At 64.0% G+C, this 25,858-nt stretch carries 28 protein-coding genes; 10 read left to right on the top strand and 18 right to left on the bottom strand.

Annotated features, from left to right (window positions below; all coding sequences use genetic code 11):
- Positions 1 to 89: 89 nt before the first annotated feature.
- The 4 genes from LB543_RS15095 to argH all read right to left on the bottom strand — a co-directional run bounded on the left by LB543_RS15095 (position 90) and on the right by argH (position 4,097).
- Positions 90 to 1,031, bottom strand: coding sequence for a threonine/serine dehydratase (locus LB543_RS15095; protein WP_224614612.1), 942 nt, complete (start codon positions 1,029 to 1,031; stop codon positions 90 to 92).
- A 27-nt stretch (positions 1,032 to 1,058) separates the two neighbouring features.
- The gene (gene lysA, locus LB543_RS15090) at positions 1,059 to 2,327 is read right to left on the bottom strand and encodes a diaminopimelate decarboxylase (protein WP_224614611.1); all 1,269 of its coding nucleotides are present in this window, start codon (positions 2,325 to 2,327) and stop codon (positions 1,059 to 1,061) included.
- Positions 2,328 to 2,396: 69 nt separating this feature from the next.
- On the bottom strand, positions 2,397 to 2,603 hold the full coding sequence (locus LB543_RS15085; RefSeq protein ID WP_015315543.1) for a lipoprotein: 207 nt from the start codon (positions 2,601 to 2,603) through the stop codon (positions 2,397 to 2,399).
- 93 nt (positions 2,604 to 2,696) lie between these two features.
- Positions 2,697 to 4,097 carry an argininosuccinate lyase gene (argH, locus tag LB543_RS15080; RefSeq protein ID WP_224614610.1) on the bottom strand — a complete coding sequence of 467 codons (1,401 nt, stop codon included), beginning with the start codon at positions 4,095 to 4,097 and terminating at the stop codon, positions 2,697 to 2,699.
- Positions 4,098 to 4,132: 35 nt separating this feature from the next.
- On the opposite strand from argH, the gene tlpA reads away from it, so the two are divergent.
- The 6 genes from tlpA to LB543_RS15050 all read left to right on the top strand — a co-directional run bounded on the left by tlpA (position 4,133) and on the right by LB543_RS15050 (position 10,553).
- Positions 4,133 to 4,828, top strand: a complete 696-nt coding sequence (gene tlpA / locus LB543_RS15075; protein ID WP_224614609.1) for a thiol:disulfide interchange protein TlpA — start codon at positions 4,133 to 4,135, stop codon at positions 4,826 to 4,828.
- Between the two features lie 446 nt (positions 4,829 to 5,274).
- The gene (locus tag LB543_RS15070; RefSeq protein WP_224614608.1) at positions 5,275 to 6,627 is read left to right on the top strand and encodes an extracellular solute-binding protein; all 1,353 of its coding nucleotides are present in this window, start codon (positions 5,275 to 5,277) and stop codon (positions 6,625 to 6,627) included.
- A 162-nt stretch (positions 6,628 to 6,789) separates the two neighbouring features.
- On the top strand, positions 6,790 to 7,674 hold the full coding sequence (locus LB543_RS15065) for a carbohydrate ABC transporter permease (RefSeq protein ID WP_140754279.1): 885 nt from the start codon (positions 6,790 to 6,792) through the stop codon (positions 7,672 to 7,674).
- 7 nt (positions 7,675 to 7,681) lie between these two features.
- Positions 7,682 to 8,596 carry an ABC transporter permease subunit gene (locus LB543_RS15060; protein WP_140754277.1) on the top strand — a complete coding sequence of 305 codons (915 nt, stop codon included), beginning with the start codon at positions 7,682 to 7,684 and terminating at the stop codon, positions 8,594 to 8,596.
- A 14-nt stretch (positions 8,597 to 8,610) separates the two neighbouring features.
- Positions 8,611 to 9,711 (top strand): sn-glycerol-3-phosphate import ATP-binding protein UgpC, encoded by a 1,101-nt coding sequence (locus LB543_RS15055; RefSeq protein ID WP_224614607.1) that lies wholly within the window; start codon positions 8,611 to 8,613, stop codon positions 9,709 to 9,711.
- Positions 9,712 to 9,743: 32 nt separating this feature from the next.
- On the top strand, positions 9,744 to 10,553 hold the full coding sequence (locus LB543_RS15050; protein ID WP_224614606.1) for a phosphodiesterase: 810 nt from the start codon (positions 9,744 to 9,746) through the stop codon (positions 10,551 to 10,553).
- Positions 10,554 to 10,595: 42 nt separating this feature from the next.
- On the opposite strand, the gene LB543_RS15045 is transcribed toward LB543_RS15050, so the two are convergent.
- From LB543_RS15045 to LB543_RS15020, 6 genes are all read right to left on the bottom strand, one after another.
- The gene (locus LB543_RS15045; RefSeq protein WP_224595080.1) at positions 10,596 to 11,678 is read right to left on the bottom strand and encodes an ABC transporter ATP-binding protein; all 1,083 of its coding nucleotides are present in this window, start codon (positions 11,676 to 11,678) and stop codon (positions 10,596 to 10,598) included.
- Positions 11,675 to 13,255: an ABC transporter permease gene (locus LB543_RS15040; RefSeq protein ID WP_411908761.1), complete on the bottom strand. Its 1,581-nt coding sequence runs from the start codon at positions 13,253 to 13,255 to the stop codon at positions 11,675 to 11,677. Before LB543_RS15040 ends, LB543_RS15045 begins: the two co-directional genes overlap by 4 nt.
- Positions 13,256 to 13,426: 171 nt before the next feature.
- On the bottom strand, positions 13,427 to 14,434 hold the full coding sequence (locus tag LB543_RS15035; protein WP_224614605.1) for an iron ABC transporter substrate-binding protein: 1,008 nt from the start codon (positions 14,432 to 14,434) through the stop codon (positions 13,427 to 13,429).
- 120 nt (positions 14,435 to 14,554) lie between these two features.
- Positions 14,555 to 15,907 (bottom strand): hypothetical protein, encoded by a 1,353-nt coding sequence (locus LB543_RS15030; RefSeq protein WP_224614604.1) that lies wholly within the window; start codon positions 15,905 to 15,907, stop codon positions 14,555 to 14,557.
- A 9-nt stretch (positions 15,908 to 15,916) separates the two neighbouring features.
- Complete coding sequence (locus LB543_RS15025; protein ID WP_224614603.1) at positions 15,917 to 16,963, bottom strand: hypothetical protein; 1,047 nt, start codon at positions 16,961 to 16,963, stop codon at positions 15,917 to 15,919.
- Between the two features lie 73 nt (positions 16,964 to 17,036).
- Positions 17,037 to 17,174 carry a hypothetical protein gene (locus tag LB543_RS15020; RefSeq protein ID WP_224614602.1) on the bottom strand — a complete coding sequence of 46 codons (138 nt, stop codon included), beginning with the start codon at positions 17,172 to 17,174 and terminating at the stop codon, positions 17,037 to 17,039.
- 227 nt (positions 17,175 to 17,401) lie between these two features.
- On the opposite strand from LB543_RS15020, the gene LB543_RS15015 reads away from it, so the two are divergent.
- Together LB543_RS15015 and LB543_RS15010 are read left to right on the top strand one after the other, a co-directional pair.
- Positions 17,402 to 17,953 carry a sigma-70 family RNA polymerase sigma factor gene (locus LB543_RS15015; protein WP_140754260.1) on the top strand — a complete coding sequence of 184 codons (552 nt, stop codon included), beginning with the start codon at positions 17,402 to 17,404 and terminating at the stop codon, positions 17,951 to 17,953.
- A gap of 1 nt (position 17,954) precedes the next feature.
- Positions 17,955 to 18,593, top strand: a complete 639-nt coding sequence (locus LB543_RS15010; protein WP_140754258.1) for an NrsF family protein — start codon at positions 17,955 to 17,957, stop codon at positions 18,591 to 18,593.
- 35 nt (positions 18,594 to 18,628) lie between these two features.
- On the opposite strand, the gene LB543_RS34065 is transcribed toward LB543_RS15010, so the two are convergent.
- On the bottom strand, positions 18,629 to 18,829 hold the full coding sequence (locus LB543_RS34065; RefSeq protein WP_224614601.1) for a hypothetical protein: 201 nt from the start codon (positions 18,827 to 18,829) through the stop codon (positions 18,629 to 18,631).
- Between LB543_RS34065 and LB543_RS15000 the strand changes: the two genes are divergently transcribed.
- Positions 18,737 to 19,246 (top strand): GGDEF domain-containing protein, encoded by a 510-nt coding sequence (locus LB543_RS15000; protein WP_224614654.1) that lies wholly within the window; start codon positions 18,737 to 18,739, stop codon positions 19,244 to 19,246. The two genes, LB543_RS34065 and LB543_RS15000, sit on opposite strands and share 93 nt — an antisense overlap.
- Positions 19,247 to 19,255: 9 nt before the next feature.
- Here LB543_RS15000 and LB543_RS14995 read toward each other — a convergent pair whose 3' ends face one another.
- The 7 genes from LB543_RS14995 to LB543_RS14965 all read right to left on the bottom strand — a co-directional run bounded on the left by LB543_RS14995 (position 19,256) and on the right by LB543_RS14965 (position 24,931).
- Positions 19,256 to 20,134, bottom strand: a complete 879-nt coding sequence (locus LB543_RS14995) for a 3-hydroxybutyryl-CoA dehydrogenase (RefSeq protein WP_013892834.1) — start codon at positions 20,132 to 20,134, stop codon at positions 19,256 to 19,258.
- A 208-nt stretch (positions 20,135 to 20,342) separates the two neighbouring features.
- Positions 20,343 to 21,272: an electron transfer flavoprotein subunit alpha/FixB family protein gene (locus LB543_RS14990; RefSeq protein WP_224614600.1), complete on the bottom strand. Its 930-nt coding sequence runs from the start codon at positions 21,270 to 21,272 to the stop codon at positions 20,343 to 20,345.
- Between the two features lie 158 nt (positions 21,273 to 21,430).
- Entirely contained in the window at positions 21,431 to 22,180 is a 750-nt protein-coding gene (locus LB543_RS14985; RefSeq protein WP_140754254.1) for an electron transfer flavoprotein subunit beta/FixA family protein, read from the bottom strand.
- A gap of 236 nt (positions 22,181 to 22,416) precedes the next feature.
- Positions 22,417 to 23,217: a rhomboid family intramembrane serine protease gene (locus LB543_RS14980; protein ID WP_224614599.1), complete on the bottom strand. Its 801-nt coding sequence runs from the start codon at positions 23,215 to 23,217 to the stop codon at positions 22,417 to 22,419.
- A 30-nt stretch (positions 23,218 to 23,247) separates the two neighbouring features.
- Complete coding sequence (locus LB543_RS14975; protein ID WP_140754250.1) at positions 23,248 to 23,829, bottom strand: cob(I)yrinic acid a,c-diamide adenosyltransferase; 582 nt, start codon at positions 23,827 to 23,829, stop codon at positions 23,248 to 23,250.
- Positions 23,830 to 23,847: 18 nt separating this feature from the next.
- The gene (locus tag LB543_RS14970; RefSeq protein ID WP_224614598.1) at positions 23,848 to 24,039 is read right to left on the bottom strand and encodes a twin transmembrane helix small protein; all 192 of its coding nucleotides are present in this window, start codon (positions 24,037 to 24,039) and stop codon (positions 23,848 to 23,850) included.
- 25 nt (positions 24,040 to 24,064) lie between these two features.
- Positions 24,065 to 24,931: an SDR family oxidoreductase gene (locus LB543_RS14965; RefSeq protein ID WP_224614597.1), complete on the bottom strand. Its 867-nt coding sequence runs from the start codon at positions 24,929 to 24,931 to the stop codon at positions 24,065 to 24,067.
- A 58-nt stretch (positions 24,932 to 24,989) separates the two neighbouring features.
- Between LB543_RS14965 and LB543_RS14960 the strand changes: the two genes are divergently transcribed.
- The gene (locus tag LB543_RS14960) at positions 24,990 to 25,841 is read left to right on the top strand and encodes a YihY/virulence factor BrkB family protein (protein WP_140754244.1); all 852 of its coding nucleotides are present in this window, start codon (positions 24,990 to 24,992) and stop codon (positions 25,839 to 25,841) included.
- Positions 25,842 to 25,858 lie beyond the last annotated feature (17 nt).

The raw sequence follows: 25,858 nt of genomic DNA, 5'->3' as shown, positions 1-25,858 counted from the left end.
GCCCAAGCCTCACGACTCGAAGAATACCAGCAAACACGGCAAAGGCGAGGCAGTTTGAGAAAACGTGAAGCCGGCCGAAATGGTTGCAATCAGAAATTGGCGGGGTTTGCGTTGGCGCCACAGACCAGCACTGCGACCCGTTCGCCCGGCGCCGGCGCGTAGCGGCCGGACAGGATCGCGGCGAAGGCGGCGGCACCACCTGGTTCCGAGATGATGCGCACGCGGTTCCAGAGCGCCTTCTGGGCGGCGATGATGTCGTCGTCGCTGACCAGGATGGAGCGTTCGACGAAGGCTTCGGCGATCGGGAACATCATTTCGCCGACGCGCTTTGGCGCCAGCGAATCGGCGGCGATACCTTCGGCCGGCGCGTCGACCGGATGGCCGGCCTCGAAAGCGCGGTGAAGCGTCGGCGCGCCCTCGGGTTCGACAGCGACGATGCGAATGCGGCCGGCATACCAGGCGGCGATACCGCCGATCAGGCCGCCGCCGCCGACGGCGACCAGCAGCGTGTCGATCTCAGGCAGATCGCTTTCGATTTCGAGCCCGAGCGTGCCCTGGCCGACAAGCGTTTCCTCCTGGTTGAAGGCGTGAATCTGCAAGGCGCCGGTTCGCTCGGCGAAACGTTCGCTGGCCGCCAGCGCCTCGGCATAGCGGGCGCCGCCGACGACGAGGTCGGCACCGTAGCCGCGAATGCGGTCCAGCTTGGCCTGCGGGCTCACTTCGGGAACGAAGATGGTCGCCTTGTGGCCAAGCCGCATGGCGGCATAGGCGACAGCGGCGCCATGATTGCCACCCGACGCGGCGACGACGCCGGCGTCGGGAACCGGCCGCTCCAGAAGGTTGGTGAAGGCGCCGCGCGCCTTGAACGAGCCGGAATGCTGCAGGCATTCGAGCTTGAGGTCGACCGCCAATGGCGGTCGGTCGAAGTCGGCCATGTCGACGCGCAGCACCGGCGTGTGCCTGATATAGGGACGGATGCGCGGTTCCATCGCGGCAATGCGTTCGCGAGTGACGGTATTGCCCTGCGACATGATTTCCTCCCGTACAGAGTTTCCGGTCTATGCAAGCCAGTCCGGCACCGAATCCAGCCCGATCAGCTCGTCATAGGTCAGGCGCGGACGCACGACGTGGAAACGGTCGCCGTCGACCAGCACCTCCGGCACCAGCAGGCGGGTGTTGTAGGTGCCGGCCTGGACCGCGCCATAGGCGCCGGCGGTGGAAACGGCGACGAGATCGCCCGCCTTCAGCCTGGGCAGGTCGCGGTCGAGGCCGAGATAGTCACCGGTCTCGCAGACCTGGCCGACCACATCGACCATCATGCGCGGCGTATCGGCCGGCGGCTGCACGACCGGCCTGATTTCGTGGAAGGCGTCGTAGAGCGTCGGCCGGATCAGGTCGTTCATAGCGGCGTCGACGACGAGGAAATTCTTGGCGTCGCCTTCCTTCACGAAAATCACTTCCGAGACCAGGATGCCGGCATTGCCGACGATCAGTCGGCCCGGCTCGAACATCACCTTCAGGCCCAACTTGGTGACGTGCTTGCGGACGATCTGGGCATAGGCGTCGGGGAGCGGCGGCGGGTTGTTGTCGACGCGGTAGGGAATGCCGAGGCCGCCGCCGAGGTCGATATGCTCGATGGCGTGGCCGTCGGCGCGCAGCGCCCCGACCAGGTCGACAAGCAGGGCGAAGGCGTCGTCGAAGGGCTGCAGATCGGTGATCTGGCTGCCGATATGGGTATCGATGCCGGTGATCCTGATGCCCGGAAGCGTTGCCGCGCGGGCATAAACCTGGCGCGCCCGCTGCCACGGAATGCCGAACTTGTTCTCGGCCTTGCCGGTTGAGATCTTCTTGTGGGTCCTGGCGTCGACATCGGGATTGATGCGCAGCGAGACCGGCGCCACCTTGCCGAGCGCCGAGGCGCGGGCCGACAGAAGTTCGAGTTCCGGCTCGGATTCGACGTTGAAACAAAGGATGCCGGCCTCGAGCGCAAAGTCCATTTCACGCGCGGTCTTGCCGACACCGGAGAACAGGATCTTGCTCGGCGGGACGCCGGCGGCCAGCGCCCGGCGCAATTCGCCTTCCGAGACCACGTCGGCTCCGGCGCCGAGCCTGGCCAGGGTACGCAGCACCGCCTGGTTGGAATTGGCCTTCATGGCGTAGCAGACCAGCGTGTCGAGCCCGGCAAAGGCCTTGATAAAGACACGGTAGTGCCTGGTCAGGGTCGCCGTCGAATAACAGTAGAACGGCGTGCCGACCTGCGCGGCGATATCAGGGATTGCCACGTCCTCGGCATGCAGCACGCCGTCGCGGTAGTCGAAATGGTTCACGAGAGTGGTTCCGGAAGTTGGGGCACGATGCGATCGGGTTTGGAAGGACCAATCCCGCCTTCATCGGAGCTAGATCAGCGGGTCGAGGATGAACTTCTTGTCCACGACCGGTTTTTCCGGTTCCGGCGGCACGGGCTGGTGGGCTTTTTCGGCATCCTTGCGTGCCTGGACGGCCGCCTCGTAGGGCGTGTCGAGACCGGCCTTGCGACCGCAGGCGGTCACGGAGGCAAGCGCCGCAAGCAGCGTCAGCGTTACCAAAATCCTGCTTCCGGTCATCGATCCATCCGTCCGAAACGTTTGCCAGCCGCCGCTTTTAGCCGAGTTCTCAGCGCATTGCACCCCGCATATTGCTGATCGCAAAATCGGGGATCACGCCTTGGCGATACGCTTTTTCCAGGCGCGGATCTGCTTCCTCACTTCCGACGGTGCGGTGCCGCCGAAGCTGGTGCGGCTCTTGACCGAGTTTTGCACCGCCAGCACCGAGAATAGGTCCGGTGTGATGCCGGGGTTGATCGATTGCAGATCCTCCAGCGAAAGCTTCTCCAGGCTGACCTTCTTGTCTTCGGCCAGCGCCACCGTGCGGCCGGTGACATGATGCGCCTCGCGGAACGGCAGACCCAAGCTACGCACTAGCCAGTCGGCGAGGTCGGTGGCGGTGGCGTGGCCAGAGCCGGCGGCCTTCTTCATCGCGGCCGCATTGACCGTCATGTCCGCGACCATGCCGGTCATCGCCGCCAGCATCAGGTCGAGCGTCTCGGCGGCGTCGAACACCGATTCCTTGTCTTCCTGCATGTCCTTGCCATAGGTCAAAGGCATGCCCTTCATCACCGTCAGCAGGCCGATCAGATGGCCGTTGACGCGGCCGGTCTTGCCACGCACCAGTTCGGCAGCGTCGGGGTTCTTCTTCTGCGGCATGATCGAAGAGCCGGTGGAAAAGCTGTCCGATAGCCTGATGAAGCCGAATTGCGGCGTCGACCAGATGATGATCTCCTCCGCCAGCCGCGACAGATGTGTGGCGCAGATCGCGGCCATGGCGAGGAACTCCAGCGCGAAATCGCGGTCGGAGACGCTGTCCAGCGAATTGCGCATCGGCTCGCGGAAGCCGAGCGCCCTGGCGGTCTGATGGCGGTCGATCGGGAAGCTGGTGCCGGCAAGGGCGGCGGCGCCGAGCGGGCTCTCGTCCATCCGTTCGATGGCATCGCGCACGCGCGACAGGTCGCGCGCGAACATCTCGACATAGGCCATGCAATGATGGCCGAAAGTCACCGGCTGCGCCGCCTGCATATGGGTGAAGCCCGGCATGACGGTCGCCGCATGTTCCTCGGCTCGCGCCAGGAGAGCCACGATCAAGCCTTTCAACGCCTCGGCGACACGGAAGCATTCGTCCTTGACCCAGAGCCTCAGATCGACCGCCACCTGGTCGTTGCGCGAACGCGCGGTGTGCAGCCGGCCGGCCGCCGACCCGATCAGATCGGCCAGGCGGGCCTCGACATTCATGTGGATGTCTTCCAGCTTCGTCGAAAACTCGAAGCTGCCGGTTTCGATCTCTTTCAGGATCGTGTTCAGCCCGTGAGCGATTTTTTCTTGATCGGACGCCGAAATAATGCCCGTTTGCGCCAGCATCTCGCTATGGGCGATCGAGCCTCTTATGTCCTGCGCGTAGAGTTTGCGGTCGAACGAGATCGACGCGTTGATCGCTTCCATGATCGCGGCCGGACCCGAGGCAAATCGTCCGCCCCACATCTGGTTGCTGGTCTTCTTGTCGCTCATGGCTATAACCCGTGCTTCGGAGCAGTTTTGACAAAATGGCAGACGGAAACAGATTTTTCCCGGCCCCGCGCCTGATCCTCGCCGCCCTGGCGGCGGGAGCGCTGGCCGGCGCGGTCGCGGTATATGTCAGCGAGAGCCGGTCTGGCAACAACGCCGCGCCCCAAAACGCCGCGCCCCAAGTAGCCGCGAGCGGCAGCAAGGACGACGTCGCCTGCGCCGCCAAGAGCGATCGCGCCAAGAAGGTCGCGGCCGCAGCCACCGGCGAGGTCGCGGCACTTTTGCCGGCCGATCCGCCGCAGTCGATGAGGAGCCTCGCCTTCAACGGTCCGGATGGCAAGCCGATGACGATCGCCGACCAGGCCGGCAAGACGGTGCTGCTCAATCTGTGGGCGACATGGTGCGCGCCATGCCGTGCCGAAATGCCGGCGCTCGATGCGCTGCAAAAGGAGAAAGGCAGCGACGCCTTTCAGGTCGTCGCCGTCAACGTCGATGCCGGCGACGACGTGAAGCCGAAGAAGTTTCTCGCCGATACCGGTGTGCATACGCTCGGCTACTACCGGGATTCGACGATGACGCTGTTCAACGACGTCAAGACGCGCGGTCTGGCGCTCGGCCTGCCCGTCACCATGCTGATCGACGGCGAAGGTTGCCTGATCGCCCATATGAACGGTCCGGCCGAATGGTCGGGGCCCGACGCCAAGCGGCTGGTCGAGACGGCACTCGGGTCGTGAGCTCGAGCCGAGCGCACGCTCGGCTCGAGCAGGACGGGGCTGCCATCATGGCGGTCGGTGGGCATCGCAGTGCGCTTGCCGTGGCCTGTCAGGTCTCGAACGCCCTGTCCAACAGCACGACGTCGGCTCAAATGGGTGGCGCTGTCGCGCGGGCTTTCGCGCATCGCCTGCCTGTCGGCGATGGTCACCTGCGTCAGCTCTGCACCAGCACTTCGTCATCCTTTTAGCCGGATAACCATAACGGTCTTTACGTCCGCGAGAGCCGCCCTAGCTACCTAAGGCGCCGGTGTGACGTTTTCATGCCGGCGCAACCGCCGAGGGGGAGGAAAGACCAGCTGTCCACAGGCCCGGGAGGCCACAACAGAACTGTCACATACCTTCTCTAAGAGAGCGGGCAAGGACTTGCGCAAGACCCTTGTCAACAGTCATTCAAGAGGGAAGAAATCATGACGATCATCAAGCGGGGCCTCGCTGCCCTTGCCGCAGGCGCGCTCAGCACCGCGCTCGCGGTTCCTGCCTTCGCGGAGCCGGTAAAATTCGACTTCTGGTTCGGCCTGTCGGGCGACCTCGCCCGCGTCGTCGATACGCTGTGCAAGAACTTCAACGCTTCGCAGTCCGACTATGAAGTCGTCTGCACCAGCCAGGGCAACTACGACGCCACGCTGCAGAACACCATCGCCGCCTTCCGCGCCGGCAAACAGCCCGCCGTCGTGCAGGTGTATGACGTCGGCACCGCCACGATGATGCTGTCGGGCGCCTACAAGCCCGCCGACAAGCTGATGGAAGAAAACGGCTACAAGATCGACTACGCCGACTACTTCCCCGGCATCGCCCGCTACTACGCGACCTCGAAGGGCGAGATGCTGTCCTTCCCGTTCAATTCCTCGACCGCGCTGATGTACTGGAACAAGGACGCCTTCGCCAAGATCGGCAAGACCGAGGCGCCCAAGACCTGGGAAGACGTCGGCGCCGACCTTCAGGCCATGAAGGACGCCGGCTATGAATGCCCGATGGCGATCAACATCTCGGCCAATGAAAGCTGGCAGCTGATGGAGCAGTTCTCGGCGCTCCACAACCAGCCGATCGCCACCAAGAACAACGGCTATGACGGCCTCGACGCGCGTCTGGAAGTCAACAAGACCAAGTTCGTCCAGTACGTCACCGACCTCAAGAAGTGGTATGACGCCGGCCTGATCAAGATCAAGTCCAAGGATCTCGGCCAGGACATGGTCCAGGCCTTCGCCTCGGGCACCTGCCAGGTGATCATGACCTCGGTCGGCGATCACGGCACGGTCGGCAAGACGCAGAAGGAAGGCATGAACTGGGATGTCGCCGAACTGCCGGTCTATGCCGGTACCGAGCGCAAGAATTCGCTGGTCGGCGGCGCTTCGCTGTGGGTGCTCTCCGGCAAGTCGGACGCTGAGTACAAGGGCGCGGCCGCGTTCCTCAACTTCATCCACGACCCCAAGACCGCTTTGTTCTGGTCGACCAACACCGGCTACATTCCGGTGACCAAGTCGGGCTTCGACTACATGAAGTCCACCGGCTTCTACGACAAGGCGCCCTATAAGGGCCGTGAAGTCGCCATCGCCAGCCTGACCGCGTCCGAGCCGACCGAAATCACCCGTGGTATACGCCTGGGCAACTTCACCCAGATCCGCGCCGAATTCGGCACGCAGATGCAGGCGATCTTCGCCAACAAGGTCAGCGTGCAGGAAGGCCTCGACACGCTGGTCAAGAATGGCGACGCCATCCTCGATCGCTTCCAGCAGACCTATCCGGGCAAGACCCTGCCCTGATTGCGGGAATTTCCCGGGCCGCCCGTCGACTCCATTTTGAGCATGATCTTTTCCGAAAACCGGTTTCCACTTTTCGGGATCATGCTCGGGTCGACGGGCGGCCATTTCGTTATTAATCTCCCACTTGCTTTAAGCTGACCACCCTGCGGCAACGGCGGACCGATGGAAAAACGCGTCACTTTCGGCAGTTGGACGATCGGCATCCTTTTCGCGGTGCCGCAGCTCCTCCTGATCTTCACGTTCTTCTACTGGCCGGCCGGCCAGGCCGTATACTGGTCGCTGACGCTGCAGCAGCCCTGGGGTGGCGGCAACATCTGGGTCGGGCTCGACAATTTCCGCTCGATCCTGGCCAACGCCGATTACTGGAACTCGATCACCGCCAGCCTTGTCTTCGCCGGTATCAGCACCGGGCTTGCCATGTTCGTCGCGCTCGTGCTCGCCGCGCTTACCGATCGCCAGCTTGCCGGCTCGCGTCTCTATCGCGTGGTGCTGATCTGGCCCTACGGCATCGCTGCACCGGCCCTGGCGATGGCGTTCCGCTTCATCCTGGCGCCGGAAGCCGGTTTCATGGCCGTGGTCAATCAGGTCTGGCCCGGCTTCTGGGATCCCGGCCTCGACGGCACTGATGCCATGGCTTCGATCATCATCGCCTTCTCGTGGAAATATGTCGGCTACAACTTCATCTTCTTCCTCGCCGCGTTCCAGGCCATCCCGCGCTCACTCATCGAAGCCGCCGCGATGGACGGCTCCGGGGTCATGAGGCGTTTCTGGGACATCCAGTTCCCGCTGATCACGCCGACGATCTTCTTCCTGCTGGTCATCAACATCACGGAAAGCTTCCAGGATTCGTTCGGCATCGTCGACATCATGACGGCGGGCGGCCCGGCGAATGCCACCAATCTGATGGTCTACAAGATCTATTCCGATGGCTTCAAAGGCCTCGATTATTCGGGCGCCGCCGCGCAGAGCATCATCCTGATGCTGCTCATCGTCGTGCTGACCATTTTCCAGTTCCGCTTCATCGAGCGGCGCGTGCACTACAGGTGAGACTGATATGGTCGAGCGCACCCCGTTTCTCAACTTCTTCACCCATCTGATCCTGTTTGTCGGCTTTGTACTTTGCATCGCGCCGTTCGTGGTTGTGGCCGTGGCCGCGTCGCACAACCTCAGGGATGTCAACGACGTGCCGATGTCGCTGCTGCCGGGCAACGATTTCTGGACAAACATCAAGACGGCGTGGACGACGGCCGACCTTGGCCCCAAGCTGCTCAACAGTTTCATCATGGCTGCCGGGGTCGCGGCCGGCAAAGTAATCATCTCGGCGCTGACCGCCTTCTCGATCGTCTATTTCCGCTATCCCGGCCGCACCTTCATTTTCTGGCTGATCTTCGTCACGCTGATGCTGCCGCTGGAAGTGCGCATCGTGCCGACCTACGCGGTCGTCGCCAATGTGCTGTCGCCCTACCAGACCATCCTCGACCTCACCGGGCTGAGCTGGCTGATCGGGAAGGTCTCGGGCGTCGAGGTTTCGCTCAGCCTCGGGCTGCTCAATTCCTATACCGGGCTGATCCTGCCCCTGATCGCCACCGCCACCGGCACCTTCCTCTACCGGCAGTTCTTCCTGACCGTGCCGGACGAGCTGACCGAGGCGGCGCGCATGGACGGCGCCGGCGCGCTGCGCTTCTTCATCGATATCCTGCTGCCCTTGTCGCGCAACAACATGGCGGCACTCGGCACAATCATGTTCCTGTGGGCGTGGAACCAGTATCTGTGGCCGCTGCTCATCACCACCGACCAGTCGCACGCGACGGCGGTCACCGAGCTCAAGCAGCTCATCCCCAATGTCGGCGGCATTCCGGAATGGAACATCGCCATGGCCGGAACGCTTATCGTCATGCTGCCGCCGCTGATCGTCGTGGTGCTCATGCAGCGCTGGTTCGTGCGCGGCCTGATCGCCACCGAGAAGTAACAAGGAGACAAAAGATGGCCTCCATCGCAATACGCGGCGTCAAGAAGAACTATGCCAAGACGCAGGTCGTGCACGGCGTCGATCTCGACTTCGCCTCTGGCGAATTCGTCGTCATCCTCGGGCCGTCCGGCTGCGGCAAGTCCACGCTGCTCAGGATGATAGCCGGGCTGGAGGAGATTTCCGACGGCACGGTCGCCATCGACGGCACGGTGGTCAACAAGCTCGAGCCGCGCGAACGCGGCTGCGCCATGGTGTTCCAGAACTACGCGCTCTATCCGCATATGAGCGTGGCCCAGAACATCGGCTATTCGCTGAAGGTTGCCGGAGTTCCCTCGGCCGAGCGTAACCAGCGCATCCAGGCGGTGGCCCGCACGCTGGAGCTCGAGCATCTGCTCGATCGCAAGCCGATGGCGCTTTCCGGCGGCCAGAGGCAGCGCGTCGCCATGGGCCGCGCGATGATCCGCGAGCCGAAAGTCTTCCTGTTCGACGAGCCGCTGTCCAATCTCGACGCCAAGCTGCGCGTGCAGATGCGCTCGGAAATCCGCAAGCTGCATCGCCGGCTGAACGCCACCTCCGTCTTCGTCACCCATGACCAGGTCGAGGCGATGACGCTGGCCGACCGGCTGGTGGTGATGAATGGCGGACGGGTCGAACAGGTCGGCACGCCAGGTGAAATCTACACCCGCCCGGCCAGCCGCTTCGTCGCCACTTTCGTCGGCGCGCCGGCCATGAACATCCTTGAAGGTGCGGTCGAACTCGACGGGCTGTCGCTGCTCGGCGGCAGCCGCCGCCTGGCCATGGCCCGCGCCGGCCTGCCGGTCGGCACGAAGGTGGCGATGGGCATCCGGCCGGAAGCGGTGCGGCTAGTGGCACCGGGAACAGCCGGTGCGCTCGATGCCACTGTCGACCTCGTCGAGGAACTTGGCGCGGGGCGGGTCATCTATGTCGACCTCGACGGCGCGCCGTTCTCGGTGATGACCTCGGAGGCCGTTCACCCCGCGCCCGGCAGCACCGTCGGCTTGAAGATCTCGCCGGACGACATGCACTTCTTCTCGTCGGAGACAGGCACCCGTCTCGATGTCTTCAAGGCTTCCGTGCCCGAACCGGCGCTTTGATTTCCGATACGCGCGCAGCCAAAGAGACGCCCATGAAAATCATCCAGGTCACCGATGTGCATCTTGGCCGGCAAGGTGAGCGCCGCTATGGGGCGGACCTGCATGAGCGGCTGGATCGGTGCATCGCGCACATCAATGCGGATCACGCCGACGCCGCGCTTTGCGTCTTCACCGGCGACCTGACCGAGACCGGTGCGCCGCAGAGCTATGCCGATCTGCGCGTTGCGCTGAGCGCGCTATCGATGCCGTACAAGCTGATGCCGGGCAACCATGACCGGCGGGCCAGTCTCGTCGCTGCGTTTCCCGAAGTTCCGGTCGACGAAAACGGCTTCGTGCAGTCGGTCCACGATACCGGCAACGAAGTGCTGTTGTTTCTCGACTGCCTGGCGGAAGGACGCATCGAGGGCGAACTGTGCGATAGCCGGCTTGCATGGCTCGAAGCCCGGCTGGAACAATCAAGCGGCAGGCCCGCCTACGTCTTCCTGCACCATCCGCCGGTCGCGCTCGGCCTGCCGCAACTCGATCCGCTGGCGCTCGGACAGCCCGCGCGGTTGCTCGGCCTGCTGCGGGACCATGGCAATGTTCGCCACATCTTCTTCGGCCACGTCCATCGCGACATTGCCGGCACCGTTGCCGGCATTCCGTTCTCGGCGCAGCGCGGCCTGCATGCTCGGTTCGAGCTTGCCCTCGAGCGGTCGAGCGAGATTGTCGAACAGGCGCCGCCGTCCTACGCCGTCATCCTCATCGACAGCGCCAACGAGTGCGTGGTGGTGCACGGTTGCGATTTTCTCGAGCAATGGCCAATCTATTCAGCGGAAACCGGCGAACGCATCACCGCGTGAACTGGCGACTTCGCCTGGGGCCAGCGCCTTCAGCCGTCGAGCTCAAGAGAAGACGTGCGCCTTGCCCGACACGGTCAGCCGCACGATCTCGCCGACCGCCGGCGCGTCCATGCCGGATTTGCGCAGGATCAGCGGCGTGCCGCCGATCGCGGCGGCGTCCGGCGGATCGGGACTGTTCAGGAGCCGCACCGCGATCGTGCATGTCGAGCCGGCGAATTCGGACTCCGTCACCTCGCCGAACAACATATCGGGCGTGCCCGACATGCCCTCGCGCGAGGTGCGTTTGAGCCCGATCTGCTCCGGCCGCAGCATGATGCGGGCGACATCGCGGCTGTCCGGCGCGTCGACGGCGATGCGGCCCAGCGGCGAACTGGCGAAGCCGCCCGAAATGCTTGCCGGCAGGATGATGGCGTCGCCGAGGAACTCGGCGATCATCCTGTCCTTCGGCTTGAGATAAAGCTCGCGCGGCGTGCCGACCTGGGAAAATTTCCCGTCGCGCATCACCGCCACCTGGCTGGCGAAGGACAGTGCTTCGGCCTGGTCGTGCGTCACCAGGATAGTGGTGATGCCGGCAGCCTCGAGAAGTTCGGCCACCGCCTTGCGCATCGAGGCGCGCAGGCCGGTGTCGAGTGCCGAGAACGGCTCGTCGAGCAGCATCAGCCGCGGCTTCATCGCCATGGCGCGGGCCAGCGCCACGCGCTGCTGCTGGCCGCCGGAGAGCTCGTGCGGACGGCGTTTGAGGATCGCCTTGTCCAGTCCCACGATGTAAGCAAGCTCGACGATGCGCTCGGTGCGCTTGTCGTCGTCCCGTGCCATGCCGAAGCCGATGTTGTCCGAAATGGTCAGATGCGGGAACAGGGCGCCGTCCTGCGCCACCACGCCGATACCGCGGCGATACGCCGGCACAGCGGTGCCGCCATTGGCCAGCACCTGCCCGTCGAGCACGATGCGGCCCTGATCGGGCGCCTCGAAGCCGGCGATCAGCCGCAGCAAGGTCGTCTTGCCGCAGCCGGAAGGTCCCACGATCGCGGTGCGGCTGCCGCTTGCGACGTTCAGGTCGACGCCGGCAAGTGCGGCGACCGGGCCGTAACGCTTGTGCAGATTGCCGAGTTCGAGAAAGCTCATCGTCCGGCCATCCGTTTCGATTGGACGTAGAGCAGCCAGGTCAGGGGCAGCGACATCGCCACCATGATGAAGGCGTAAGGGGCCGCCGAGGCGTAGTCGATCTCGCCGCTGTAGGACCAGAACGCCATGGCCAGCGTGCGGGTGCCGTTCGGCGCCAGCATCTGGGTGGCGGTCAATTCGTTCATGATGCCGAGCGCCACCAGCGCCATGCCGGCCGCGGCACCGGGCGCCGACAGGCGGATTGTCGTCGACCATAGCGCGTTGAGCGGCCGCCGGCCGAGGCTGGCCGCGGCGCGCTCGAGCTCGACCGGGGCCTGCGCGATCGACGCGCGCAGGCTGACCAGGGCACGCGGCAGGAACATCAGGGAGTACGCGACCAGGATGGTGAACAGGGTTTGGTAGAGCGGCAGCGCGATGCGCACGGTGATGGTGACCAGCGCCAGCGCAATGACGACACCCGGCAGCGAGCCGACAATGTAATTGCATCCCTCCAGAAGGCGCTGCAGCGGTCCCGGCGCCCGGATCGAGATCCAGGCCATCGGCATCGCAGCGACAGTGGCAAGCAGCGCCCCGGCGAGCGACAGGAACAGCGTCTGGCCGAGTGCCAGGCCGATTTCGTCGAAGCGCCAGACATCGGCGCCGCCCGCGATGAGCCAGCGGCCGATGGTGATGAACGGCACGCCAAGCGCCAGCAGCGTGGTGACGACGAGTAGCAGTAAACTGGGCAAGGTGGCGCGGCCGAGGCTCATCCGCTGCTGATACCGCGCGGCACCCGAGCCGACACGGGCATAACGCTCCTCGCCGCGCACCAGCACTTCGAGGCCGAGCAGCACGAAACAGCAGGTCACCAGCACGCCGGCCAGCATGTTGGCGGCCGGACCGTTGAAGGTCGACTGGAACTGGTCGACGATCGCGGTGGTGAAGGTGTCGAAGCGAATGAAGACGTAGAGGCCATATTCGGCCAGCAGATGCAGGCCGACCAGCAGCGAGCCGCCGCAGATGGCGAGCCTGAGCTGCGGCAACACGACACGCCAGAACACGCGCCAGGGTCCGAGGCCGAGTGCCGCCGCGGCATCCTCCAGGGCAGGATCGAGGCGACGCAGCGCCGCCGACACCGGCAGATAGAGGAAGGGGAAATAGGCAATGACGGAGACCAGCACACCGGCCCACAGGCCGTGCAGCCCCGGCACCATGGTGATCCATGCATAGGAGTGTACGAAAGCGGGGATGGCGAGCGGCGCCACGCAGAGCCAGGACCAGAACCGGGCACCGGGCAGGTCGCTGCGTTCGGTCAGCCAGGCCAGCGTCACCGACAAGGTGATGGCGATCGGCACGGCCAGCAGCACCAGCAGGCCGGTGTTGACCAGCAGTTCGCCGACACGTGGCCGGAAGACCAGTGCCGAGACGGTCTCCCAGCCGGTCTGCACCGCGATCCAGATGATGAAAGCGAGCGGCACCAACGCCAGAAGGGAGACTGATATGGCGGCGGCGACAAGCCAGGGCGCCGCCCGCCGCTGCGTCCTTCGGCGCATCTTGGGCGGCAAGCCCGAGCGTGCGAGATCGACCGCGGACTGCATCAGCTCACACGCCGCGCCAATGCCGCCCGGCGGCGGCAATCAGGGGACCACGGTCGCGGTCGGATAAGCAGCGTGTCGTCATGGACGAATGCATCTCGGAACAAAACGCTGCCGCGGAAGGTGAATTCCCGCAGGAGCACGGTTTGACGTCCTTATTAGGAAGAACGATGACTAAAGCAAGCCGGCTGCGGTCATCAGGTCGGTGACCTTCTTGGAGTTCAGCGTCGTGGCGTCGACTTTCGGCGCCTGCAGATCGACCAGCGGCACCAGCTTCGGATTGGACTGCGCGCCCTTGCCGACCGCGTATTCAAAGGAGGTTCCGTTCTTCAACACGTCCTGGCCACCCTTGCCGGTCACCCATTTCAGGAAGGCCTGCGCTTCCTTGGGATGCTTGCTCGAGGCCAGCACGCCGCCCCCGGAGACCGATACGAAAGCGCCCGGATCCTGGTTCTTGAAATAGTGCAGCGCGACGTTCCTGGAGTTTTCGCCGGTCTTGGCCTGATCGCCGAAATAGTAATAGTGGTAGATCACGCCGCCTTCGATCTCGCCGGCATTGACCGCCTTCATCACGGTGCTGTTGCCCTTGTAGGCGGTGAAGTTCTCCTTCATCGCCTTCAGCCAGTCGGCTGTGGCGGCCTCGCCCTTGAGCTGCAGCAGCGCGCTGACGATGGCCTGGAAATCCGCGCCCGACGGCGAAGCCGCCCAGCGACCCTTCCAGCTCGGGTCGGCGAGATCGAGCATCGACTTGGGCAACTGATCGGCATTGAGCTTGGTCGTGTTGTAGGCAAAAACGGTGCTGCGAGCGGCCACGCCCACCCATTTGCCGCTGGATGCCTGATAGTCCCGCGGGACCTGAGCCAGCGTGTCGGCGTCGACCGGCGCGAACAGGCCGGCATTTTCGACCAGCACCATGGCCGGCGAATTTTCCGTCAGAAACACGTCGGCGGGCGAGGAGGCGCCTTCGGCGACTATCTGGTTGGAGAAGTCGCTGTCGCCGCCATTGCGCAAGGTGACCTTGATGCCGGTTTCCTTGGTGAACCCTTCGGCCCAATCCTTGGCCAGGCTTTCATGCTGGGCGTTATAGACGATGATGCCGGCATCTTCGGCCGTCGCCGGACCGGCGGCCAGGCTGATTGCAAGCGCCGCTACGCTGGCCAGGGCAAGAAGGGGGGATTTCATAAGCTACTCCTCGGGTTGTCCGCGGTGCGGGTGCGTCCGAGTATCAATTCATGAATGGGTTAGTCAAGATTGAAAGGCAATCGACGTCATCACGGTTTCGCGTGTCGGACGCCGATGGCATCACCCGACATGCGGTGCTGGTGGCTTCTCCTGTGGGATGCAACCATCGACCATCGGATGAATGGTCCAGCGCTGGTCCAGTCCCTGCTGTGTTCGTTTGGTGTCCGGATCGAACGCGTCGTTCAGCATGGCGCACCAGGTTCTGCGCAGATTTTCGCAGCGTGTCCTGAACGCGGCGCTGCCAAGCCCGTCACGCATATCCTGCGCGGTGAGGTCGGTGGTCTCACCCGGCGGTTTGGGCGGGGCTGTGCCCGTGTCGGGAAAGTCCGGGGCCCACTGAAGATAGTGTCTTGCGTCGACACCGGCGGCCGCATCGAATTTGACCACCGCCATCAGCGGATGAAACTCGTGCCAGCCCTTGTGATAGCCGTCATAGACATGTTCGCCGAGGACGGCGACATGATCGCCCACCCTGATGGGGCCGAGCGCCTTGTCGCCGACATTGGCGTCCTCGACGTTGCCGGGGTTCCAGTTGAACAGCCCTTGCAGGACCGGCTTGACCCCACCGAAGTAGGACGCCGCGCCGCCGATGGCGCCGCCAATGGCCGCTCCGAGCAATCCTCCCAGAAACGAGCCGATGGCGCAGCCCAGCGCACCCAGGAAGAACGACCCTATGGCGCAGCCGACAGCCGCTCCGACACTGGCGCCGGCGGCCGCCGCGACCGCCGTGACGACCAGGGCCGCCGTCAACAGGATGACGATGGCCGGCGCCCATTGGCGCATCTTGATCCAGAAGTCGCTCTCGGCCTCGCAGTGCAAGCCCCAGCGGGCATGATCGTCGGCGGGTGCGTAGCCCAGATCCGCCTTCAGGTCATCGCGCGGCAACAGTAATTCATGACCCTGAAAGCCGTCGTTGAGAATGTCGTTCGCCGGATGGGCCGTGATGCTGGCGGCGAATTCCGCGACGACGGTGCCGTCGGCATTGTAGCGATTGGCGGCGGCCAAAGCCGCCTCGTTGGTTTCGGCGTTGAGGATTTCGGTCGTCGGATGCGGCATCAGTATGACGTCGAAATACTGGTCGTTGTCGAAGGCGCCGAGATCGCTGCGGAACGGATTGTAGGAGACGATGCCGACGGCGCATTTCGGGTTGTCCTTGTCGAGGCAGATCAGGCGATGGTCGAGCCATTCCCCGGCGGCCTTGTCGATCGTCGCGGTGGCGGACGTCAGGAATGCGATTGCCGCGGCAAGTGCCGCGCCGACCGGCCCCAGCAGCAAGCCGAAGGCGGCTGCCAGCCCGGTGATGACGATAATTTGCAGCGCCTGGCCGGCGAGGAAAGCCAACCGGTCGTCCTCGTTGTAGGGCTTCCCACCAGCCGGATAGAGAAAGCAGCTCGTATAGTGCTTGTAAGCCATCGGAACGCCTCAGCCTTTCGTGGCGGTGAGCGTCACGCCGCCGGTCATGGTGCGCGATCCTCTTTCGCCGATCGCGAAGACATGGACGTTGAAGGCCTTTGAGCCGCGGAAGCCTGCGTCCCTCGGTTCGATCTCGACGGTGATCTCGGTTATCTGGCGCGGCTGCAGTGAAAGCGTTCTTGGAACGATCCTGACCGACCAGTCGTCCGGAACGGGAAACCGGCCATAGGCCTGTTCCTCGAGCGCCTTGGCCCAGCGCGCCTTGCTCTCGGCGAGCCGCGGCTGCGGGGTGTCCGTGCGCTCGTCTCGACCTTGGCCGCGCGGGGCACATGGCTGCAGCTTCGGCAGGCCGTAGCAGTCCGCCTCGATCTGGAAACGCCGGACGACCGAGGCCTCGTTGCGGACGCTGAAGACGAACTTCGCCGGAGAGCGCGTCTCGGCAATGTTGACGTTCTTCTGGCCAAGGTTGTTGCCGGGGTTGGCGTCATCGCCCCAGGAAAGCTGTGCCTGAAGGCAATAATGGCCGCCGCTGGCGGGCGTGGTCCAGCTGAACTCGGCATAGGCAGGGCAATCGATCGTGCCCTTGGCCCCGAGATTGACGGCGGCGTTGGCGATCGGACGGGAAACGGTCTGTGTGCCGAAGGACAGGTAGGACAGCGCCACGCCAACGCCGACGGCGGGCGCATCATAGGATCCGTTCCAGACACGCACGCGAACGCGATAGGTGCGAGAGGGCTGGAGCGCACCGATGACTGGTGCGGCGCCGTCGAAAATGTCGATGTCGGGATTGTCCCAGGTGACCGCGAGACCCTGCGCCATCAGATAGTACTGGGCATAGAGAAGAGGATCGGCGCGCTTGTAGATGTCGGGCGGCAGCTGGATACAGCAATCGTTCTGCGCCGGGCTCGGCAGCCGCTGGCGCTTGGCCAGCCGGCACACCAGCATGCGAATCGTCGCAAACAGCATCTTCAGCCCGACGGCAAGACGCTTCCAGAATTCGGCGGCGAACAACAGCAGTGCCGCGGTTCTGACGTGATTGACCAGAGATCCTGCCATGTCGTGTTTCCCACGCTGAGAGGACGCAACGGTAGTGATTTCCTGGCGGACGTGTCCCCGCCGGTTCTCCCGGCTATTTCTTCGGTGATCCCTGTCTTCTGTAGAAGTAGATGGCGGCGACAAAGACTATGGCCGCAATGACAAGGCCGCTCTCGAAAGTTGCCGAGCCATTGTCGGGAGAAAATCCAAAAATGCGTTCAATGAAATCCATTTCGGCCTCCCTCCGATCCTTGACGCTACAGAAGGGTTTACCTTACGTCAATCAAAGCTTGGCCCGCGCTGTTCCCAACGCTCGGGCCGGGAACCAGGGAACCCGTCGGGGAATTTCGCGGGCCATCGGCAAACTTTCGTGATTTGCCCGCAGTTTGGCTTGGACATTATTTCGCCGGCCACGTAACAAATCGGTGCCGAGGCGCGAAGATCGGGGAGTGAACTCTTGTGAGCGGCAAGGACGAGGCCGAGCTTTCCCGGCTGATGCGGGCCGCGATCGCGGGAGATGAAAAGGCCTATGCCGACTTTCTCCACCGGATTGCCGCGCTGATCCGCGGCTTTGCCAGGCGCAAGATCGTGCAGGGCGGGGTCGACCCCGAGGATGTCGTGCAGGAAACCTTGCTGGCCATTCATGTGAAACGACACACCTGGCGCCAGGACGCGCCGGTGCTGCCCTGGATCTATGCGATTGCCCGTTTCAAGCTGATCGACGCGTTCCGGCGGCGCGGGCGGCGCATTGAAATCGATGTCGACGACATCGCCGAGACTTTTGCCGAGCCGGAAACCGAGACGGTCAGCGAGCGCGACATCAACCGGGCGCTCGACGGGCTGCCGCCGGCACAGCGTTCCGTGGTTTCGGCCGTGTCCGTTGAGGGCCGCTCGATCGGCGAGACGGCGGCGAAGTTCGGCATCAGCGAGACGGCGGTGCGTGTGTCGCTGCACCGGGGACTCACCGCCATAGCCAAGCGATTCGGACAGGGGCGGTTCGGGCGGGAATGACATGAAGACCGATGATCTCATCAAGGCGCTCGACGCCGATACCCGCAGCAAAGTCATGCCATTGCGCTCCGCCTGGTGGCTGGCGGCTGGCGCGGCCGTCGTCGTCGCGGCCGCTGTTTTCATGATGACGATCGGGCCGCGCCCCGACTTCATGGCGGCCGCGCACACGATGCGCTTCCTGTCCAAGTTTGTTTTCACCATCGTGCTCGCCATCAGCGCCTTCGCCCTGATCCGAGCCCTGTCGACGCCGGGTGCGGCGACAGGCCGGGCAATGGCGGCAATGATCGCCGCGCCGCTGCTGGTCGCGGTGGCGGTGGTGCTGGAGCTCTTCGCGGTGCCGCAGGCGCTGTGGGGCACGCGCATGATCGGCTCTAACATGATGATCTGCATGAGCTTCATCCCGCTGATCGGCATCGGCCCGTTGGCCATCTTCCTGTGGATGCTGCGCTATGGCGCGCCGACGCGGCCGGTGCTTGCCGGCGCGGTCGCGGGGTTGCTTGCCGGCGGGCTGGCGGCGACCTTCTATGCCGCGCACTGCTTCGACGATTCTCCGCTTTTCGTTGCCACCTGGTACACGATCGCCATCGCGGCTCTCGCTTTGCTTGGCGCGCTCGGGGGGCGGTTTTTCGTGCGCTGGTAGCAGGATACCCGCGCCCGGTGAATACCGATCCTTAATCATGCCGGCAGTTTGCCGGTTTCCCATGTCGCCGGTGCCTGCAGCGCCAGCTTGCCCATGCCGCCGCCCATGGTGCGCTGACCGGGCTTGCCAATCACTCGAGCTTCATCCGCGCCATGGAGGGATTGGTCGATCAGGCGCGCAAGGACTGCACGACGGCTGGAGACCGCCATCAGTTCATGTTCATCGACCTTGACCATTTCAAGCGGGTCAACGACACGGGCGGTCACGCTACGGGAGACGCCCTGCTGAAGCGGGTCGCGGAGGCGTTGCGCGGCGTGCTTGGTTCTGAAGACATCGTTGCGCGCCTGGGTGGCGACGAATTCGTTGTTATCCTGAAGTCCGGTTCGGCCGCTGGCGCGAGGATCGCGGCGCGCTCGATCATCGATGCGATAGCCGGCCTCAGCTTCACCTGGGAGGGGTGGCCGCATGCAATCGGCGCCAGCATCGGGCTGACGGCCATCTGCGCCAATTGCGGCGAAGTCGACGAGATCATCGCAAGGGCCGACGCCGCCTGCTATGCGGCCAAGGCGGCCGGCCGCGGATGCGTTTCGGTGGCGCTGGACGGCAAGATCGACAAGTCAGAAACGCCCAGGCCGCTCGCCGCGGCCTCGTGAGCGGACGCGTCAGCGCGTCGGAACGGGGTGCTCGCCGCGATAGTCGTAGAAGCCGCGTCCGGTCTTGCGGCCGAGCCAGCCAGCCTCGACATATTTGACCAGCAGCGGGCAGGGACGGTACTTCGAATCCGACAGGCCGTCATGAAGCACCTGCATGATCGACAGGCAGGTGTCGAGGCCGATGAAATCGGCAAGCTGCAGCGGTCCCATCGGATGGTTGGCGCCGAGCCGCATGGCGGTGTCGATGGCATCGACCGAGCCGACGCCTTCATAGAGGGTGTAGATCGCCTCGTTGATCATCGGCAGAAGGATGCGGTTGACGATGAAGGCCGGGAAATCCTCCGAGACCGTGATAGTCTTGTCGAGCTGCTTCACATAGGTCTTCGCCGCCTCGAAGGTCTGGTCCTCGGTGGCGATGCCGCGCACCAGTTCGACCAGCTTCATCAGCGGTACAGGGTTCATGAAATGTATGCCGATGAACCGCTCCGGCCGGTCGGTCTGCGCGGCTAGCCGCGTGATCGAGATCGACGAGGTGTTGGTCGCCAGGATCGCTTCGGGGTTGAGCTGCGGGCACAGCTGCGCATAGATCTTGCGCTTGACGGTTTCGTCCTCGGTCGCCGCCTCGATCACCAGATCGGCGCCGGCAAGATCGGCCATCGCCGGTGCCGACGCGATGCGTGCCATGGCCTGGTTACGGAGTTTCTCGTCGAGCTTGCCGGACCCCACCTGACGGGCCATGTTGCCGCTGATGGTGGCGATGCCCTTCTCGATACGGTCGGGCGAAATATCGTAGATCAGTACCTTGTAGCCCGAAAGCGCGGAGACGTGGGCAATGCCGCCGCCCATCTGGCCCGCACCAATGATGCCGATCGTCTCGATCTTGCTCATTACCCAATCCCGTCCGGAGCGTTTTTCGCCAGAATCGCGAACCGCCCCATCTCTTTGTTTTCCAGCAGTTCCCGGCGCAAAAACCCTGCGCACTGCCGCTGGAATTGCTCTCAGCCTTGTGGCCTGCTTATTGTGCGATGCAAACTAAAAGGGCGGGGTGACTTCGTCTACCCCACCCCTAGCAATTTAATACGGTTGCGCGGAAGCGTCAAAGTGCCTTCTGCAACTCCGGCAGGATGACGAAGAGGTCGCCGACCAGGCCATAGTCGGCAACCTGGAAGATCGGTGCCTCCTCGTCCTTGTTGATGGCGACGATGACCTTGCTATCCTTCATGCCGGCGAGGTGCTGGATGGCGCCGGAGATGCCGACCGCGATGTAGAGATCGGGGGCGACGACCTTGCCGGTCTGGCCGACCTGCCAGTCGTTCGGGGCGTAACCGGCATCGACGGCGGCGCGAGAGGCGCCGACGGCGGCACCGAGCTTGTCGGCGACCGGCAGGATGACCTCCTGGAATTTTTCCGAGGAACCGAGCGCGCGACCGCCCGAGATGATGATCTTGGCCGAGGTCAGCTCCGGACGGTCGGTCTCCGACAGCTTGTTCTCGACGAAGGTGGACAGGCCGGGATTGGCCGCCGCATGAACCGTGTCGACCGAAGCCGAGCCGCCCTCGGGTGCCGCCTGGAAGGAGGCGGTGCGCACCGTGATGACCTTCTTGGCGTCGCTCGACTGCACCGTCTGGATGGCGTTGCCGGCATAGATCGGACGCTTGAAGGTGTCCGGCGAGACCACTTCGATGATCTCGGAGACCTGCGCGACATCGAGGAGTGCCGCCACGCGCGGCACGACGTTCTTGCCGGCGGATGTCGCCGGCGCGATGATCGTGTCGTAGGCGCCAGCCAGCGAGACGACCAGTGCCGCCGCCGGCTCGGCCAGGCGCTCGGCGAGTTCGTCGGCCTCGGCCAAAAGAACCTTGCTCACGCCCTTGAGCTTGGCGGCGGCATCAGCCGCACCCTTGGCACCCTTGCCGGCCACCAGCACATGGACGTCCGAGCCGATCTGCAGGGCGGCCGAAAGCGCCTTGGCGGTCTGGTCGGAAAGCGTGGCGTTATCGTGTTCGGCGATGAGGAGAATTGCCATTTGTTCTGTCCCTGACTTTCGTCTTCAAAGCTCCCTGAAATCCGGTCAGGCAGAGCCGAAAACGGTTGGTTTCGAGAACCGGAGCGGAGCGTACTTCAGTACGTCGCCTCGGCGAGCGCAGAGACCGGCCGTTTGCAGGCCGGCCTCATTGGATTTCCTTACAAAACGCCGGCTTCGTTCTTGAGCTTGTCGACCAGTTCGGCGACGCTCTTGACCTTGACGCCTGCCTTGCGGCCGCCCGGCTCCTCGGTCTTGATGACCTTGAGGCGCGGCTTGACGTCGGCGCCGTAATCGGCCGGGCTCTTCTCGTCCAGCGGCTTCTTCTTGGCTTTCATAATGTTGGGCAGCGAGGCATAGCGCGGCTGGTTGAGGCGAAGGTCGGCGGTGACGATCGCCGGCATCTTCAGCTCCACCGTCTGCAGGCCGCCGTCGACCTCGCGCGTCACCTTGGCATGGTCGCCCTCGAGCACGACCTTGGAAGCGAAGGTGCCCTGCGCCCAGCCAAGCAGGGCGGCCAGCATCTGACCGGTCTGGTTGGAATCGTCGTCGATCGCCTGCTTGCCGAGAATGACAAGGCCTGGCTTCTCCGCCTCGACCACGCCCTTCAGCACCTTGGCGACGCCGAGCGGCTCGGTCTGTTCGTCGGTCTTGACCAGGATGGCGCGGTCGGCGCCCATGGCGAGCGCGGTGCGCAGCGTTTCCTGCGCCTGCTGCGGGCCGATCGAGACGACGATGATCTCTTCGGCCTTGCCGGCTTCCTTGATCCGGATCGCTTCCTCGACCGCGATCTCGTCGAACGGGTTCATCGCCATCTTGACGTTGGCGAGTTCCACCGCCGAACCATCGGCCTTCACGCGAACCTTCACATTCGCGTCCACAACCCGCTTCACGGGCACAAGGATCTTCATTTGCCTGTCACCTCTTCACGCTAATCGGGCGCGCTATAGCAGCCTGCGCCCTTTCTGAGTTGTCGAAAGCCGACATTCCTGACTGAATTCCGGCCAGACGGAATTCTGGCCGGATGGAAATTCTGGTCTTTGCCCGCCTTGGGGCTGCTCCTTAACCGCCTTGGGCTGCGACGGAGACGTTTCCGTAATTGTGGCAACCCTTGTCGTCAATACGCTGGAAGCAAGCTCAAATCGGTTCAGTTTGGGCCAGAAGGGTTTCCGCGACCCCAGCGCGCCGCAGTGGTGGAGTTTTCGGGCGTCGCCGGTTCGCCAACTGCCGGCTGCTGTTCGGAGGTCGGAACCACGGCGTCCTCGTCAGCGGGGGCAAACAGCGGCACGCCGCGACTGCGCAGGACGAGCACCAGGACCGCGCCGGCAATGATGCCGCCGATGTGGCAGGCCCAGGAGATTTGATCCTCGCCACCGGCCGCGAACATGACGACCTGGAACAGCACCCACAGGACGAGCGGGATGAAGGCTGGAATGCGCAACGGGATGCGGGCAAACGCAAGCACCCACACCTTCACCCTGGGATAGAGGATCAGGTAGGCGACGACCACGCCGGCAATGGCGCCCGAGGCGCCGATCAGCGGCGCTTGCGAATCCCAGGCGACGAGCCCCTGGAAAGCGGCTCCGGCGATGGCGCACAGGAGATAGAAGATCAGGTAGCGGATGTGGCCGAGCGCGTCCTCGACATTGTCACCGAACACCCAAAGGAACAGCATGTTGCCGCCGAGATGGAAAATGTCGGCATGCAGGAAAGAGTAGGTGAGGTAGCTCAGGCTCTCGGGGATGATGACAAAGCGAGGGTCGAGCTCGGCCGTGTCGTGAACGACGGAGGGGATGAAGCCTAGGCCGAGCACGGCGGCATTGGTGAAGTTCTCGCCGCCGAGCGCCGTGGCGCAATAGACCACGGTGTTGGCGACGATCAGCCCGATCGTCACATATTGCAGCCTGATATGGCGCAACCTGTTGGTGTCGTAAAGCGGGATGAACATTTGTCGTCGGCCCCCCGCCTTTCGGTCCGTTCAGCGGTTCTTGCCGGGAACCCATAGCACGTCGGCATTTCCATTGTCATTGACCGCCCGGGCGGCGACAAACAGGAAATCCGAGACGCGGTTGATGTATTTCAGCCCGTCGCGGTTGACGTGTTCGGCCGGGTCCTGAGCCAGGGCCACCATCAGCCGCTCGGCTCGCCTGGCCACGGTGCGGGCGAGATGGAGGGCAGCCGCCGCCGGCGTGCCGCCGTTCAGCACGAAGGATTTCAGCGGCTGGAGGTGCTTGTTGAGGAGGTCGATGTCGTGCTCGACACGGTCGGTCTGCGCGGCAACGATGCGCAACGGCTCGTAGCCAAGCGGCTTGCCGTCATCAGGCACGGCGAGATCGGCGCCGAGGTCGAAAAGGTCGTTCTGGATGCGGGCAAGCATGGCGTCGATCGCCTGATAATTCTGTGCGGTGTGCACGCGAGCCATGCCGATGCAGGCATTGGCTTCGTCGACCGTGCCATAGGCGTCCACCCTGAGATCGGATTTCAGCCGCCGCTCACCAGTGCCGAGCCCGGTTGTGCCGTCGTCTCCGGTACGGGTGTAGATCTTGTTGAGCTTGACCACATCGCCTCCCGAAAGGCCTCACTTGCGGGTGAAATACACGGCCAGCAGGATCAGCGCCAGCGCCACCGCCTGCAGCAGAACACGGGTCTGCATCAACTTGTTGGAGGTCATACCGGAGCCGCCGCGCATCATGTTGATGAGGCCCCTTATCAGAACGACCACCACGGCGGCCATGACCAATATGGCAAGGATGTTGAAGACGGTGGCCATTTTGCGTTTCCAGTTCTTTTCTTGTTCAGGCGCGCTTGGCGAGCAGGCGGTGGAGCATCGTTGCCGGCAGGATGCGTTTGAGCATGGCACCGATCTTGGCCGGCATTGTTACCACATAGTGCGGGCGTGGGCGCCGCGACAGAAGTGCATGGCAAAGCACCTTGTGGACCACTTCCGGCCCGGGCTTCAGCGCCGATTGACTGCCGCCGGCGCGCATGCGCTCGAGCTGCCCGGCATAGTCGGCGCGATGCACGGAATTCTCGTGGTCGATATTCCCGAGGAACCAGGGCAGGCCGTTGCTGGCGATCTTCGATTTCACCGGCCCCGGCTCGATCAGCGAGACATGGATGCCGCTGCCGGCCAGTTCCTGGCGCTGGCAGAGCATCAAGGCCTCCAAGGCATGCTTGGACGCCGAATAGGCGCCGCGGAAGCGCACCGGCACGAGACCCAGGATCGATGAGCAATGGACGAGGCGGCCGTGGCCCTGGCGGCGCATCACCGGGACCAGACGGCGGGTCAGGTCGTGCCAGCCGAAGAAATTGGCCTCGAACTGCTCCTTGAGCGCCGCAACGGGCAGATCCTCGACGGCGCCTGCCTGCGCGTAGGCGCCATTGTTGAACAGCGCGTCGAGCTTGCCGCCGGTGCGGTCGAGCACTGCCGTCACCAGGGCGGCGATCGATGCCGGTTCAGTGTAATCGAGATAGAATGCCTCGATTCCGTCCGCTTCGAGTGCGGCGATGTCCTGCGGCTTGCGCGCCGTCGCGAACACCCGCCAGCCCTCGGCCTTCAATGCACGGGCGCAATAGGCGCCTATGCCGGAAGACGCACCGGTGACGATGATGGTGCGCAACTCTGCCGCTGGAGAATTCGAGGTCTGACGAAGGGTTGCCATTTGCAGCATTCCCTTCCCATATTCGCGGCGTCGAGACAATCGAAGGGAGCGCGCGTTCTTGCTGCGGAATATTGTCGCCCTGCGCCGCGTGCTCTACGACGCGCTCGGCCATTTCAACACCGATGACGGCTGGGCGATGGCCAGCCATCTGGCGATCACCTCGCTGATGGCGCTGTTTCCGTTCCTGATCTTCGCCACGACGCTGGCCAGCTTCCTCGGCGCCCAGGCCTTTGCCGACACAGCCGTGCATCTGGTCTTCGACACATGGCCCGAGCAGATCGCCAAGCCTATCGCGCGCGAAGTGCTGAACGTGCTGACCGTCAGGCGCACCGACCTGTTGACCTATGGCGTGCTGCTTGCCGCCTACTTTGCCTCCAACGGCATCGAGGCGCTGCGCACGTCGCTCAACCGCGCCTATCGGGTCACGGAGACGCGCGGCATCATTTATCGCCGGGTGCAGAGCATCTTCTTCGTGCTGATCGCGACCGCCGGGTTCCTGGCTATCAGCGTGCTGCTGGTGTTCGCGCCCCTGCTGGCGCGGCTGGCGGAAGCCCATTTCGTGTGGATCAAACCCTATACGGGCACGATCACGCTGTGGCGCTACGTCATTGCCTCAACTGTCATCATCGGCGGACTTTTCGCCGTCCACTACTGGCTGCCGGCCGGCAAGCGCCGGTTCGTCTCGCTGATACCGGGCATCGTCTTCACGCTGGCCGCATGGCTTATCGGCTCGACGATGTTCGCCACCTATCTCGACCATTTCTCGTCCTATGTGACGACCTATGCCGGTCTCGCCTCGATCATGATCGCGGTGGTTTTTCTCTACATCGTCTCGGCGATCTTCATCCTCGGCGGCGAGCTCAACGCCGCGATCAGCCGTTACCTGGAGGCGCGTGCCCGGGTCGGTTGACCGGCCGAACTGAAGAG

Source organism: Mesorhizobium sp. ESP7-2, assembly GCF_020164715.1.
Classification (GTDB): domain Bacteria; phylum Pseudomonadota; class Alphaproteobacteria; order Rhizobiales; family Rhizobiaceae; genus Mesorhizobium.
This window is presented reverse-complemented; position numbering and strand designations above follow the sequence as displayed.